At 30.1% G+C, this 15,616-nt stretch carries 17 protein-coding genes; all 17 read right to left on the reverse strand.

Annotation, left to right across the window (positions count from 1 at the left end; genetic code table 11):
* Positions 1-88: 88 nt before the first annotated feature.
* Positions 89-607, reverse strand: a complete 519-nt coding sequence (locus tag CLTEP_RS02005) for an adenine phosphoribosyltransferase (RefSeq protein WP_066821777.1) — start codon at positions 605-607, stop codon at positions 89-91.
* Position 608: 1 nt separating this feature from the next.
* The gene (locus tag CLTEP_RS02010; protein ID WP_066821779.1) at positions 609-1,520 is read right to left on the reverse strand and encodes a DHH family phosphoesterase; all 912 of its coding nucleotides are present in this window, start codon (positions 1,518-1,520) and stop codon (positions 609-611) included.
* Between the two features lie 130 nt (positions 1,521-1,650).
* Complete coding sequence (gene secF / locus CLTEP_RS02015) at positions 1,651-2,526, reverse strand: protein translocase subunit SecF (RefSeq protein WP_066821781.1); 876 nt, start codon at positions 2,524-2,526, stop codon at positions 1,651-1,653.
* Positions 2,527-2,530: 4 nt separating this feature from the next.
* Entirely contained in the window at positions 2,531-3,769 is a 1,239-nt protein-coding gene (gene secD / locus CLTEP_RS02020) for a protein translocase subunit SecD (protein ID WP_066821783.1), read from the reverse strand.
* A gap of 69 nt (positions 3,770-3,838) precedes the next feature.
* Complete coding sequence (scfB, locus tag CLTEP_RS02025; protein WP_066821786.1) at positions 3,839-5,230, reverse strand: thioether cross-link-forming SCIFF peptide maturase; 1,392 nt, start codon at positions 5,228-5,230, stop codon at positions 3,839-3,841.
* A gap of 67 nt (positions 5,231-5,297) precedes the next feature.
* Complete coding sequence (gene scfA / locus CLTEP_RS02030) at positions 5,298-5,435, reverse strand: six-cysteine ranthipeptide SCIFF (protein ID WP_066821788.1); 138 nt, start codon at positions 5,433-5,435, stop codon at positions 5,298-5,300.
* A gap of 69 nt (positions 5,436-5,504) precedes the next feature.
* Positions 5,505-5,873: a TIGR04086 family membrane protein gene (locus tag CLTEP_RS02035; RefSeq protein ID WP_066821790.1), complete on the reverse strand. Its 369-nt coding sequence runs from the start codon at positions 5,871-5,873 to the stop codon at positions 5,505-5,507.
* An 88-nt stretch (positions 5,874-5,961) separates the two neighbouring features.
* On the reverse strand, positions 5,962-6,249 hold the full coding sequence (gene yajC / locus CLTEP_RS02040) for a preprotein translocase subunit YajC (RefSeq protein ID WP_066821793.1): 288 nt from the start codon (positions 6,247-6,249) through the stop codon (positions 5,962-5,964).
* A gap of 79 nt (positions 6,250-6,328) precedes the next feature.
* Entirely contained in the window at positions 6,329-7,465 is a 1,137-nt protein-coding gene (tgt, locus tag CLTEP_RS02045; RefSeq protein WP_066821796.1) for a tRNA guanosine(34) transglycosylase Tgt, read from the reverse strand.
* A 30-nt stretch (positions 7,466-7,495) separates the two neighbouring features.
* The gene (gene queA, locus CLTEP_RS02050; RefSeq protein ID WP_066821798.1) at positions 7,496-8,521 is read right to left on the reverse strand and encodes a tRNA preQ1(34) S-adenosylmethionine ribosyltransferase-isomerase QueA; all 1,026 of its coding nucleotides are present in this window, start codon (positions 8,519-8,521) and stop codon (positions 7,496-7,498) included.
* Positions 8,522-8,609: 88 nt separating this feature from the next.
* Positions 8,610-9,668: a Holliday junction branch migration DNA helicase RuvB gene (gene ruvB / locus CLTEP_RS02055; RefSeq protein WP_066821801.1), complete on the reverse strand. Its 1,059-nt coding sequence runs from the start codon at positions 9,666-9,668 to the stop codon at positions 8,610-8,612.
* Between the two features lie 10 nt (positions 9,669-9,678).
* Positions 9,679-10,278: a Holliday junction branch migration protein RuvA gene (gene ruvA, locus CLTEP_RS02060; RefSeq protein ID WP_066821803.1), complete on the reverse strand. Its 600-nt coding sequence runs from the start codon at positions 10,276-10,278 to the stop codon at positions 9,679-9,681.
* Positions 10,279-10,405: 127 nt separating this feature from the next.
* Positions 10,406-10,996, reverse strand: a complete 591-nt coding sequence (locus CLTEP_RS02065; RefSeq protein ID WP_066821804.1) for a hypothetical protein — start codon at positions 10,994-10,996, stop codon at positions 10,406-10,408.
* A gap of 241 nt (positions 10,997-11,237) precedes the next feature.
* Positions 11,238-12,971: a phosphoenolpyruvate carboxykinase (ATP) gene (locus CLTEP_RS02070; protein WP_066821807.1), complete on the reverse strand. Its 1,734-nt coding sequence runs from the start codon at positions 12,969-12,971 to the stop codon at positions 11,238-11,240.
* 577 nt (positions 12,972-13,548) lie between these two features.
* A complete protein-coding gene (locus CLTEP_RS02075; protein WP_066821810.1) occupies positions 13,549-14,382 on the reverse strand; it encodes a flagellin N-terminal helical domain-containing protein in 834 nt (277 codons plus the stop codon).
* A 47-nt stretch (positions 14,383-14,429) separates the two neighbouring features.
* Complete coding sequence (locus CLTEP_RS14305; protein WP_242863847.1) at positions 14,430-14,606, reverse strand: YjfB family protein; 177 nt, start codon at positions 14,604-14,606, stop codon at positions 14,430-14,432.
* 126 nt (positions 14,607-14,732) lie between these two features.
* The coding region (locus CLTEP_RS02080) for an Rpn family recombination-promoting nuclease/putative transposase (protein ID WP_084364530.1) at positions 14,733-15,616 on the reverse strand (884 nt) is incomplete at its 5' end.

Here is a 15,616-nt window from a genome sequence, read left to right on the forward strand (position 1 = left end):
TTTAAGTTCATTATATAATATTGTGTTAAAATATGCAATTTATAATTATAATTTTTATTTCATTAATATAATTTTAATTGAAATATTATTAAATATTATATTTCAAAAGCGACATCACATCATAATCTTTTAGTTTTTCTCTTCCTCTTAAATCGGTAAGTTCAATTACAAATGCTAATGCTACGATATCTCCACCCATTTCTTCTATAAGTTTGCTAGCAGCAGCTATTGTACCTCCAGTTGCTAACAAATCATCAACTATTGCTACCCTCATGCCAGGCTTTATTGCATCCTTGTGTATCTCAATCTTATCTTTACCATATTCAAGATCATACTCAACTGAAATTGTATCATAAGGTAATTTACCAGGTTTTCTAATAGGTACAAAGCCTTTCTTCATTTTATATGCAACTGGTGCCCCAAACAAAAAACCTCTAGCCTCTGGTCCAACAATAACATCAATATTTTTATCATTTAAATACTCAGCTAATTTATCAATTGTTTCATTTAATGCTTCACCATCTTGAAGTAAAGGCGTAACATCTTTAAAGCTAATACCTTCTTTTGGGAAACCTTCAATTATTCTAATCTTATCATTTAAGTTCATACTAACTCCCCCTTACAAAAATATTTTCATTCTTAATCTTATGAGCTTCTGTATACAAATATTTCGCAATCTGTTCAGCTCTAAAATAATTTGAGGTAGTAAACAATTCTATTATAATCCTTGCATTATCTATAAGACCTACAGCATTCATAGTTGGCTTTATAGTATCAATTAGCTTAAATAAATTATCGATATTGATATCTATAATGTTGTGAATTTTCATTAATGCCCTAATTCCATAATTGTTCGTATGTTTTAAATATTTCATTCCTGCATCCAAAATAAGTCTATTCTCTCCAGTCAACTTTACTCCACATGAAAGAGTACCCAACATTGCTAAATCTACATATCTGTAAAAATATTTTATTTTATAACAATTAGATAGTGTTTGAATTAATTTAAAAACAACACCAGAACAGGATAATTCTTTAAAAGGATACTCACATCCTTTTTGGCTCGGATTTATAGAAATATCATTTAAAACCGTATCATCAAAATATTGATTCCCAATTATTATAACATCGATTCCCATTCTATTGCATAACTCCACTTCAATAGAAGAATTGTTTCCACAACCAATACATAATATTAAATCTGGATTTAAAAATTTCAAATGACCCAAGACATCATCATAATTTAAACATTTATTGCAATCAATATTGCTGGTAATAAAATGTTCAACATCAGCATTTAAATATCTCATAACCAAGAGTAGCATTGATACACTTGTTATACAATCAACATCTGGATAAGAATAAAGTATTATCTTTTCTCTGTTATTTATAGAACTAATTATTCTTTTCAATAACTCACTCATATTCTTTAAAAGATATGGATTATAATTTTTATAGTATGAGTCAATTTTAAAGGGTATACTATTCTGTTTTTCTATTTTCTCTGAATGCTTAAACATAAAATTACCCCCAAATTATTTAAAAAACATATATATTATAATTTATAATTCGATATTTTACAAATTTTTTTGTAAAAAAAACACCAAAGTAATAATTTACCTTGGTGTCTAAATAATCTACCTTAAACATTTATGCCTTTGCAATTGACTTTCTCTTCTTTAATAGCACCCATATAGGACTTGCAATAAATATAGATGAATAAGAACCTGAAATAATACCAACTATCAATGGAATAGCTAACTCTCTTATAGATGGAACGAATATCAATACAGCTACAATCGTAAATAGTGTTGATAAACTAGTGTTTATCGATCTAGCCAAAGTTTGGTTTACACTCATATTTGTTAATTCATCTAAACTAAGCTTATGCGACTTTTTCATATTTTCTCTTATTCTATCAAACACAACAATAGTATCATTTATAGAATATCCTAGAATAGTCAACATAGCCGCAATAAATGGTGAATTCAATTTCAAACCAAATATAGCATACACGCTTAATGTAATTAAAATATCGTGAACCAAAGCTATTATTGCGGCTAAGCCAAATGTAAATTCAAATCTCATTGCTATGTAAATGAGCATAGCTATTGATGCAATAATTACAGCAATCCAAGCTTTCTTTGTTAACTCTTTCCCTATAACAGAACCAATCGTTTCTTCTGATAAAAGTTTAGCAGATTTAAACGATTTTATAACATCATCCTTCAATGCACCAACTTTTTCTTCTTCAATAGCACCACTCTTTATTGTCATTTCTATCTCTTTTTGATTTGTTGTACGTAAAGAATAAGAATCTGATTTTACATACTTTCCTATAACATCTCTTACAGTATCCAAATCTTGAGTCGTTACTTTCTTCCCAATGTCTACTGTAATAACAGAACCACCTTTAAAATCTATTCCAAAATTAAGACCCTTAAAAGCAATAAATCCTAAACCTATAATAATTATAGTTAAAGATATTGCAATCCAAATTTTAGTCTTTTCAACAACTTTTAGCATAAAATTACCTCCTCTTTACTCCGAAGTAGCTTGCCTTCTTTAACATTCCCATGTCTATTGCAAATCTCATCAATAATTTTGTAACAGTCAAAGCCGTAAATATACTTATAACTATACCAATCATTAGTGTTAAAGCAAAGCCTTTTACTGAACCTGTTCCAACAGAGTAAAGAACTATTCCGGCGATAATAGTTGTAATATTAGAATCTAATATAGATGAAAGTGCTCTATGGAAGCCAGACTCAACTGAAGACCTTATTGATTTACCCGTCTTCAATTCTTCTTTAATCCTTTCAAATATAAGCACATTAGCATCAACTGCCATACCTATAGTCAAAAGCATACCCGCAATACCTGCAAGTGTCATTGTAGCACCTATTGCAGAAAATACTCCCAAATCTAATATTATAAATAATGCCAAAGCAATATCTGCTATAATACCAGGTACTCTGTAATATAGTATCATAAATAACATAACCAATAAAACACCAATTTTAGCTGCTTTCATACTAAGCGGAAGAGCATTTTTGCCTAGTGTTGCCCCTACCGTTTTATGCGTAACTGTTTTAACAGGAACCGGTAATGCACCTGATTTAATAATGCTTGCTTGGTATGCAGCTTCATCTTGAGTCATATTACCACTAATAACGGCATTTCCATCTGTTATAACGTCATTAACAACAGGTGCAGTCAATACTTGGTCATCCATATAGATTGAAATTTTCTGCTTTACAAACTTTCTTGTAGCATCAGCAAACTTTTTAGCCCCATCTGTTGTCAATTCTAATTTTATCTCAGGCTTTCCAAATTGATCTAAAACAGGTTTAGCATCCTTAACATCTTTACCAGTTAAAATAACTTTATTATCTGGGCCAACAAACTTTAATTCCCCAGTTTTTTCTAACATTGCAATAATTGACTTTGAATTCGATTCACCTGGTATTTCAATCCTAATTCTCTTCTGTCCCTCAGCGGCAACTGTGGTTTCTGCTATACCAAGCTTATCTACTCTTCTCTTCAACAATTCTATTACTCTATTACGGTCTTCCTGTTTCACATTATCTGCTTGAATCTCTTCAACAACTGAAATTCCTCCCTGTAAGTCTAAACCCTTGTTAATAGATTGTGTAAATGGTAAAAAATTATAATTTCCTAGTGTAAATCCATTGAATCCCCAATAACCTAAAAAGCCCGTCATAAGTACAAATAATATAAAAAACGCTGTACTTCTCCCTTTTTTCATGTTTATCCTCCTTCGCTAACCATTGCATTATAATATTCCATAAGCAACATTATATTACTTTTAGTTAAATTAGTCAATAATAGGTAATAATTCTTGTCTTTCTTCCATTCTTTTAGCTTTTAATGCAATAGCACATTCTATTCTTTTTTTCTGCATTTCACACCCAATTTCATATGGTATATGAATATCTTTATTGAAATTATAATTATTTGCTTGACATCCCCCACTGCAATAAAATCTAGCCCAGCACTCTCTACATTGCGGTTTATTGTAAATATGTGCATTTTTAAATTCAGTGGCCATATCTTCATTGAATTCTTCAGTAAAAATATTGCCCATCTTAAAATCTTCATTTCCAATAAATTGATGACAAGGATATATATCGCCATCAGGTGTTACCGCTATATATTCATGTCCTGCACCACAACCAGATATCCTTTTATAAACACATGGTCCACCATTTAAATCAATATTAAAATGATAAAAATTGATTTTCTTACCTTCCTTTTCACGTTTTAAAATTTCATCATATAATCTATCGTACTCGTCAAATATTTTAGGTAAATCTTCCTTTCTTATAGATAAAGTATGTTCATCTGGAAGAACAACAGGTTCAATAGAAATCTCCGTAAAGCCTTGATCTGATAAATGAATTACATCTTCACAGAAATCCAAATTATTTCTCGTGAAAGTTCCTCTTACATAGTGAAGCTTGTCCTTATCTCTTTTTTCTACCATTTTTTTTATTTTAGGCATTATAGAATCATATGTTCCAGAACCATCTATTCTAATCCTAACTTTATCATTAACCTCTTTCCTTCCATCAATACTTAATACAATATTGACCATGTTTTCATTCAAATAATCCATTAATTCATCATTGAGCAATGTACAATTTGTTGTCATAGTAAATCTAATATTTTTATTGTGTATTTTTTCCTGTTCTCTAGCATATGAAACAATCTCCTTTATCTGTTTCATAGCCATTAATGGTTCTCCTCCAAATAGGTCAACTTCAATATTTTTTCTAGGACCAGAATGTTTTATAACATAATCAATAGCTTTTTTGCCAACTTCTACCGGCATAGCCTTTCTTTCACCATGATATTCCCCTTCATCTGCAAAACAATATTTACATCTCAAATTACAATCATGAATAACATTCAAGCACAATGCTTTTATGTAAGTAGGACTTGTACCACTTTCATTCGCTATATCCTCATATAGATCTTTTGAATAAAGAATATCTTCCCTAATTAAATATTCAATTTCATCATAAGCTTCACTTATTTCTTCTCTAGAATATTTATCTTTTAATTTTTCAATCACATTTTGCTTATCCAACAATTTTTCTTCATCCAAAATATCATATACCAGTTCATCAACTTTATGAACCGAACCTGAATTTACGTCTAATACAAAATATTCATTGCCTTGTTTAAATTTATGTATAAATGCCACGTCCATTCCTCCTGTATCAAACTAAATTTTAAGCAGTAACAATCTTGTTACTGCTTTAAAGATAATATTATCTTTCGCATGCTAAATTAGCAACAGTACATGAAGTTTTACATGCTGATTGACAAGAATTTGCACATTCCTTGCATCCTGGTCTTTTTAAGCTTTCTTTTAAATTTGATTTATTAATAACTTTAATATGCTTCATTTATATTCCCCCATTGCTCAAAGATTTCCTTAAGATTATATCATAAATATTTTTTAAAATAAAGTATTTTTAAAGATTTATTCCTAGCATTCCCGATAAAGCTCCAACCATCAAGGCTATTAGTATCCTCAATATATCCTTAGTTCCAATAATAAAACCCCTTCCAGCTATAACTGAAACAATATAAATAACAAAACAATATAATAGTGCCACAAGCATACCCGTGAGCCATCCTTTTCTACCTGCTTTTTTAGCCGCAAATGCTGCTCCATATAATACACTAATACAAGTTATTATCATTAAAAAAATAGCTTTAACCTTTACATTATCCGGGAAAATCATTGTAATAGCTGAATATATCAGTAATGCTATTACTGTCAGTATTATGCCTCTTATAACCCCTTCAGAAATACATGAAAATTTAATATTCTTACTCATAAAAGCGCCCCCCATTTACCAATTAATATTAATTATGTAAACAGGAGGTCTTTTATTACTCTTTTTTTGAATTCTAAAATATTATCTGTTATTTACTTTCAACATTTTCATTGTTACTTGATAGTACAGTAGAAATTCCATTCTTACTCAATTTTATTCTGGCTCTATCAGGACCAGATTCTAAAATTATGTAATCATCTTTTATGTTGATTATTTTTCCCATTATTCCACCTTTTGTCATTATCTCATCGTTTACTTTAAGATCATTCAACATCTGATTGTATTTCTTTTTTCTTCTGCTTTCTGGAATAAAAATAATCAAATAAAACAGTACAAGTATCACAATTATAGGTATCATTGATGCCCATTGTTGCATGTTATTCCCTCCTTTCCATATTTATATTGTAATCTAAATTCTAATTTTTATCAAATTGATAATATATTTTTATTATATATTAAGCTTTGCCATTCCATTCTTGCAATTTTTGTTCTTTAAATTCATCAAAATAATCATTATCAATTGCATCTCTAATATCTTCCATTAGCTTATTATAAAAATATAAATTATGCAACACACATAATCTCATAGCAAGCATTTCCTTAGCTTTAAATAAATGCCTAATATATGCTCTTGAGTAATTTCTACATGCCGGGCACTGACAACCTTCGTCAATAGGTGAATCATCTAATTCATATTTTTTATTAAATAAATTTATCTTACCATTTTTGGTGAATACATGACCATGTCGTCCATTTCTCGCAGGAAGTACACAATCAAAGAAATCAACCCCTCTTGATACAGCCTCTAAAATATTACTAGGAAGACCTACCCCCATTAAATATATTGGTTTGTCTTGAGGTAAATATGGAACAACTGCATCAATTATTCTATACATTTCGTCATGTGTTTCACCAACTGCCAATCCTCCAATTGCATAACCATCTAAATTCATTTTTGAAATTGTTTTAGCATGTTCTATTCTTATATCCTCATATGTTCCACCCTGATTAATTCCAAATAACATCTGCTCTTTATTAACAGTATTTGGTAGAGAGTTAAGTCTGTCCAATTCATTTTTGCATCTTTCAAGCCATCTTGTTGTCCTTGCAACAGACCTTTCTACATATTCTCTTGGCGAAGGATTAGGAATACATTCATCAAATGCCATAGCAATAGTTGACCCTAGATTGCTCTGGATTTGCATACTTTCCTCTGGTCCCATAAATATCTTTCTACCATCAATATGCGAACTAAAATATACTCCTTCCTCCTTTATCTTTCTAATACCCGAAAGAGAAAAAACTTGAAATCCACCCGAATCTGTTAATATAGGTCTATCCCAATTCATAAATTTATGAAGTCCACCCATCTTTTTTACAATTTCATCTCCTGGTCGCAAATGTAGGTGATATGTATTAGATAATTCTACTTGACAACGTATTTCTTTTAAATCCATGGTTGATACCGCTCCTTTAATAGCAGCTAACGTACCCACATTCATAAATACGGGAGTCTGAATAACACCATGAACCGTCTTAAATTCACCTCTTCTAACCTTACCACTTTTTTTTAATAGTTTATATTCTCCCATTTTATTCACTTCCTTTGTTAATTTTTGTAATCACTTTATGAACATAGCATCTCCAAAGCTAAAGAATCTATATTTTTCTTCAACTGCTATCTTATAAGCATTCATAACTTTTTCTTTTCCTGCTAAAGCACTTACAAGCATAATGAGCGTTGATTGTGGCAAATGGAAATTTGTAATTAATGCATCAAGAACTTTGAATTTATATCCTGGATAAATAAATATATCTGTCCAACCAGACTTTGCTTCTACATTTCCACTTTCATCAGCTATGCTTTCCAATGTTCTACAAGAAGTTGTACCAACAGCTATTACCCTTCCACCATTCTCTTTTGTTCTATTAATAAGCTCCGCTGTTTCCTTAGACATTTCATAGTATTCTGAATGCATATGATGCTCTTCAATAGTATCTGATTTTACTGGTCTAAATGTACCCAATCCTACATGCAGTGTTACATATCCAATTTTAACACCCTTTTCTTCTATTTTCTTCAATAATTCCTGTGTAAAATGTAACCCCGCTGTTGGTGCAGCTGCAGAACCCAACTCCTTTGAGTACACTGTTTGATATCTATCCTTATCTTCTAATTGTTCTGTTATATATGGTGGCAAAGGCATTTGTCCAAGCTGATCCAATACTTGCTCAAATATGCCTTCATACTCAAATTTCACAATTCTACTTCCATCTTCACCCATACCCATTATCTCTGCTTTTAACTCACCATCACCAAAAACAAATCTTGAACCAATCTTAGCCCTCTTGCCTGGCTTAACTAGTGTTTCCCAAGTATCTTCAGATACTCTTTTAAGCAAAAGGAATTCCATTTTGCCTCCAGTATTTTCTTTAATGCCAAAAAGTCTAGCTGGCAAAACTTTTGTGTTATTGAGAATTAAACAATCTCCATCTCTTAAATATTCAATAATATTTTTAAATTTCCTATGCTCAATATTCCCTGTTTTTTTGTCTAAAACCAATAGCCTAGACTCATCTCTTTTTTCTATTGGATGCTGTGCTATATATTCCTGTGGTAAATCAAAATCAAAATCTTTAACTTTCAAATCTACTACACCCTTTCTGTCATCAAAATTTAAATCAGCTTATGTATTCAAAAATAACAAGTCAGTTATTTTATTGAATATACATTGATTAATCACTATTGAATATACTACATTGTTTAACATTATCTTGCATTGAAGTTGATGTTCTACTCTTTGAAGCTTTTCTCCCAAAATGTTCAAAAGCTTTATCACCCGCAATTCTTCCTCGTGGAGTTCTAATAATAAATCCTTTTTGAAGTAAATATGGTTCATACACATCTTCTATAGTTTCAGTTTCTTCACCAATAAAGTATGCAAGTGTTTCAATTCCAACTGGTCCACCATTAAAATTATCTATTATTGCTAACAATATCTTTTTATCTATTCTGTCAAATCCTTCATCATCTATTTCAAGCAATTCAGAAGCTTTTCTTACAACTTCATCATCTATAATTCCATCTCCTCTGACTTCACAATAATCTCTAACCCTCTTAAGCAACCTATTAGCAATTCTTGGTGTACCTCTTGATCTCTTTGCTATTTTATAAGCCGCTTCTTGTTGTATTTTTACATCCAAAATATCAGAAGATCTTATAACTATTTCAGATAGTTCTTTCTCATCGTAGAACTCCATAGAACACATTACACCGAATCTATCTCTTAATGGTGATGTTAATAATCCTACCCTTGTCGTCGCTCCTATAAGAGTAAATTTAGGCAAATCAATTCTTATGGATTTTGCCGCTGCACCCTTTCCAATAACTATATCCAAAGCATAATCTTCCATAGCAGGATACAATATTTCTTCTACTGCTCTATTAAGCCTATGAATTTCATCTATAAAAAGAACATCAAAATCCTTCAAGTTTGTCAGTATTGCAGCTAAATCTCCTGCCCTTTCGATTGCAGGCCCAGAAGTAATTTTTAGTTCTCCTCCCATTTCTTTTGCAATAATATTCGCTAAAGTTGTTTTACCTAATCCAGGAGGTCCATACAAAAGAACATGATCAAGTGGTTCATCTCTTTTTTTAGCTGCTTCAATAAAAATTTTCAGTTTTTCTTTTACTTTTTTCTGACCTATATATTCACTTAATCTTTGTGGTCTTAATGAATACTCTGTCACTATATCTTCTTCAAGTACTGAAGAAGTAATAATTCTTTCTTCCATAGTATCACCCTTAATTCATCAAAATTTTCAAGGAATTTTTAATAATATTTTCTATTGAATCATCTTTTTCGACATTTTTAAGTGCCTTTTTCGCTTCCTTTTCTGTATATCCAAGCGACATGAGTGCAGCCATTGCTTCCATACTGTTATTACTCGACTCACTATTTATAATTATATTTTCATCTTCAGCACCAATGGCACTTTCGCTAACATCTATCTTATCTTTTAATTCTAGAATTATCCTTTGAGCTATCTTTTTACCAATACCCGGTGCCTTAATAATAGTTTTCATATCTGAGGAAATTATAGAATATTTCAATTTATCTATACTTGTTATCGATAATAGGGATAATGCTGCCTTAGTACCTACACCATTAATAGTTATAAGTTTATTAAACATATCGAGTTCATCTTTTGTTAAAAAACCATATAACCCAATAAAATCTTGTCTAACAATTTGCACCAAATAAAGCAGTACTTCTTCATCAACTTTGGGCATTTTAGCCATTGTACTTCCGGATGTAAATATTTTGTACCCTAATCCATTATTCTCTATTATAACATAATCCTTATTTATACCTTTAAAAAAGCCTTTAATATACTCATACATAAACTCAACCCCTTACAAAAGACTACAATATACTTTACCATCTAAATTGCTTTAATTCAATACTATCACACATTAAGTTAAAATTAAATCGTTCAAAATGAAAAAGAGACCATCTTTAAGATAGTCCCTATGATTTAAACATTGCCTTAACTCCTTCTTCAGCCTCTTCTCTAGAATTATATTGATATTCTTTACCCCCAAATTTCAAATATATGATATCATCTTCGGGTAATTTATCCACAAATATATCAGTAACATCTTTCTTTGGATCTTCAATAAATAATTCTCCCTTTTCATTGGTTTTAAAAATTGCTATTCTATTATTCTTAATACCTATCACATACTTATTAGGCTCATACTTGTATTTTTTATATTTTCTCGTAAAAAATATTTTATTTCCTTCAATCTTTTCAAAATTATAGTCTTCTTTTCCAAACATATTTATTAGTTCTTCTTTAGACATAGATAAAACTATCTTTTTATCATCGTACTTACTTATAGTTTCATCAATTATGCATTTTTCTTTTTTACTTTGTTCATCGGTAATATACTTACTTTGATAGATTATTTTAACACAATCATCATCTGAGTATACATGCTCAATATAACTAATAACAGCTTCTTTATTGCTATTCAAATTTACATTTATCCACAAACCTAATCCTAAAACTATTATTAACAACATAAGAAATTCGATTAAATAATTTCTCTTAAACATAAAATCACTCCCTTTAAATCTGATTTTACCCAAATGTTGTAATTTTATTCAAATATGGGGAGCAAATTTTAAACTACTACAAAAATTAGCGCTGTAACTTGAGATACAATTGTAAATATAACTTCACACAAACGCCCTAGAACGTTTTCAAATGTTCTAGGGCATTTGTATATATTTTAAATTTAGAAACCTTACAGGGAATATAAGTCAGTGTAAAAGATTCACCTGTATTCTAACTATTTTATAGAGATTTAATTAGTTCAAAAAGCTTTACAGCTGCTTTTCTTGGACCTTCCTTTTCTTTGCCATCTATACCTAAGCATGTTCTTATCACACCAACTTTTACATTATTCTCATAGAATTTATTGAAATATTTCTCTAAAAGTTTATCCATTTCTTCTTTTCTCTGAACAGGACCAAATGGATTTGCAAAATAAGAAGTTACAAGTCCCTTTTCAGTAGTCGTTCCCTTTGCCATTCTTGCTCCAGCTTTAAAAACTGGGATTGCCTCCTCTGGAGTATTGAAGAATTGAATTTCTTCTCCTTCTTCATAATTATTTGCATAAAGGAAAATATCTACAGGATATCCTCTCATTATTTCGCTGTAACTGGCTACAGGTATAATAACCCTAGCGTTTATCTTGTCAGGATTCATAAATATACTTCTATCTATATTTTTGTAAGCATATCCAACATCCAAATCATCCAATCTTACAAAAGCACCTATTTCTGTTCCATAAGCTCTCAGTTCATTTTCTTTTTCAATCTTAACAACACCCATATCATCAAATATAATTGTCATGTCCTTTATATAATCCTCACTTAGTTGTCTGAACGCTTCAAGGCTCTCTGATTTTCCAGCACCACTATCACCCATTATTATTACATTTGCAGTTTTACCATTCTTCATAGTTATATTAACCATAGCTCCATGTATAGGTATATAACCAGATTCAATCATTTTGATGTTATGAATTGTTAAGAGCATTTTTTTCATATATCCAAAATAATCTATATCTTCATTATGATTTGCATATCCAAGAATTATATCATTACTTTTATCTTTATAAAAAACTGTTTTCATTTCATTATTATTATCTCTTATTCCATAAACATAAATAATATCAGGTTTCTTACCATTGTATTCCTCTTCTCTTGCAATCTCAAATAAATTGCTTAAAGATACTCCCTGAGTCATAAAATCTCTGTGAAAATACACATATGCTAGTAACTCTCCCACTTTAATTGGGAAGCAAAACCAATGATCAGCATTTATCGAAAGTCCCTCTAATGGATTTTTAAATTCTTCCTTAAATATTCCACTTCTTTTGTTTCTCTTTGGATAACTTATAAAAGGCGTCTGAAGTAGTATGGAATCAACAAATGGAACTGCATTTAAAAATGAATATTCTTCTGGACAATTGCCTTTAATATCATTCAATATTAAACCAACATTTCCACCTGCAGACAACTGTCTATAAACCTTGTGATTATATCCCAAGACAGTTTCTTCTATTTTTCTATAAGTATCCAATACCAGCTTTGTAAAATTGTAATTAGCTTCTATAAAACTAACATTTTGAAGTCCATCACCAATCCTTTTATTATGCACAATAGTATATCTCTCTATTTTTCTCCAAAAGTTATATAACCCTTCAATAAGCTCAACAAATTTTTCAGTATCTTTTAAAAGACACGCATATCTAGCATCGATTTTCTTTATACTGTCTACATCTAAAACAACTAAAAGTTTAAACAATGTTACTATACAGTCCATTAATACATCATCATCATTATCTATACAATTTACTATATAGTTGTATATTCCACAATCACGTTTTTTTATTCTTTTTATATAAGTACCCAAAACTTTTTTAAATCCATAGCTATCCAATAATGCTTCTGATGTAACACAATATTTAGCTGTAAAATTAATCATAGCTTTATCTCTGCTTAAAGAAAATTCCTTTTTCACAATAATGCCCCCTATCCTTTCAAATTATGCATTCTAACTGCTATTATATTGCATTTTTCGCACTTTTCTGTATTGTATCACATATTTGATTTTTTTACTTTTTCATATCTATCATAAATAAATATTGTCATCAATCATTATGTGAATTCATTGTGTAAACACTATTTTAAATAGTCGAACACTATTAGTATACTGTAAAACAATTAATAAATCAAGCTTTAATTTTTACTTTTATTACAATTTAATTATATGATGTTTTATTTTGGTATTTATATATTTGAAAGTTTTATTTTTGAATCTTTCTTTTCTGCTTTAAAAAATATTATATTATAAAGAGTGAATTATTCAATTTATCTATCTACTATAAATGAGCAAATTTCAATCAATTAAATGTAAAATAACATTTTAGTGCGATTATTAATCATCATTTAGTACAGGAAAATAGTGAAATACTGTATGATATGATTATTTTGAAGAAAATATTATGTCGGTACTGCCGAACTGGAACTGTATCATCTGAAACAATCCAAAAATATATTCAAAGCCAAAAGAAAAAAGCTGTCCTAAATGGACAAGCTTATTTGAGTCTTTCTAATATTCTTAAAACATCTTTAGGGAACTGATTTGTTTGAACCATCATAGCATTACCTGCTTCAACCAAAATATTATTCTTTGCAAGTTTCATCATTTCTTCTGCAATATCCGCATCTCTTATACTACTTTCAGCATCTATAACCCTATCCGTAATATCACCTAAATCATTATAACTGCTTTCAAACCTATTTTCTAATGCACCAAATTTACTTCTTGCTTTTAGAACCTTTTCTATTGCTTCATCAATAGCACCTATAGAATTATCTATAGCATTAGTATCTGTCAAATCTATTAAATATTTTCCTGATGAATCTTTCAAATTCAATCCTTTAGAAGTTACATCACATGCTTGTATAGCAATTTGTTCGTCCACATTATTACCAACCTGTGTTTTTATAACATCATTGTTATTCAATATATTAACACCATTGAAATCAGTTCTATTAGCTAAACTTTCAATACTATCGAGCATCTGATTTATTTCGATTTTTATGTCTTTCTTGTCAGATTTACTAGTAACTCCCCCACCTTCTACTAAAAGCTCTCTAATCCTTTGCAAACTTTCAGTAATACCATTCAATCCACCTTCTGCTGTCTGAAGCATACTTATACCATCTTGAACATTTTTATTAGCCATTTGCAAACCTCTAATTTGAAGTCTAAACCTTTCGCTCTTAGCAATGGCATTTGGTCCTTCTCCTGCCTTGTTTATCCTGTATCCAGATGAAATTCTGCTCATAGCAATACTCTGACTTTTCAAATCTTTCACATAACTCCTGTATACATTTAAAGAAGCTAAATTGTGACTAAGTCTCATACAATCACTCCAACATACAAATTTTAAGTTCTAATTTCATATTGTCTTTATGCTCTTTTATCGATATGATTACCTAAATTAGGATCTACAGCTTGTTTTAGCATTTGATTCATATTTGCTGCATTCTCTTTAGAAACATTCATAGCCTTCTTTAATACAAGCAAACTAGCCCCATCATTTATTTTATTATGATTATTTATTATTGACAACATTGCTATATCCACTATTCTCACCCCCCTATACTATGTTTATCGAACAAGTTTTTAGAAAATGAAGAAAAAGTTTTTTTGTAATGAATCGAGAATAAGGAATTGTGAATAGTAACAGTCTAGCAAATTTGCGTTCACATACTAGCACATCGTTTCGTCATCCTTTTTTATCTCTTTTCTGTCACCACATAATTCATTGATCTCTTCTACACTTAACCCTGTAGCTTTTGATACCATATACTCATCTATACCCATGTTTAATAAGTTTTTTGCAGTTTTAATGATTCCTTCCTTAATTCCTTCTTTGATTCCTTCCTTGATTCCTTCCTTGATTCCTTCCTTAATCCCTTCTTTAATTCCTTCTTTGATTCCTTCTTCTCTTCCCTTCTCCTCAGCAGCATTAATCTCGGCATTTCTTACCATCATCGCTTTTAAATCATTTTCATATATTTCTCTTTCTTCCTTATTTAAACTCATTATATCTAGCCTCTCAGCTGCTTTTTTTATCTCCTCACTCTGTGCTAATTCTTTAGGAACAGTATCCTTATCAAATTCATACGCTTTTGTTAAAAATGCTGCCCATCTATCTAGCGTTGTCTTTATTTCACTAAAATCTTTCTTGAATTTTGGAAGTTCTATAAAATGCAGTTCAAACAAATTACTAAATGACTTCTTGCTCTTTACATTGTATATTTTGTAAACATTATGATATTCTTCTTCATCTAAATATCCAAAGTCCAATATATTTATGCCTATAGTCTTCTTCAGCAAATTAAATTCATATCCACTTTCTATTTGGTCTGAATATACCTTCGCCCAGTAATACAAAGCTCTCTTGTCATAAAAGCTCTGCTCTGCAATCTGCATTTCTATATCATACCATACTCCTTTTTCATCTACTGCCTTTATATCAAGTATGCTCATCTTACCTTGCCTGTAATTTGCTAAGTTATAAGGGTTTTTTAACTCTATATCCACTATTTGCTCATCTTCACTCAACACTGAATTTATAAACGATATCAAAA

Origin of the sequence: Clostridium tepidiprofundi DSM 19306 (genome assembly GCF_001594005.1) — a bacterium.
GTDB lineage: Bacteria > Bacillota > Clostridia > Clostridiales > Clostridiaceae > Clostridium_AC > Clostridium_AC tepidiprofundi.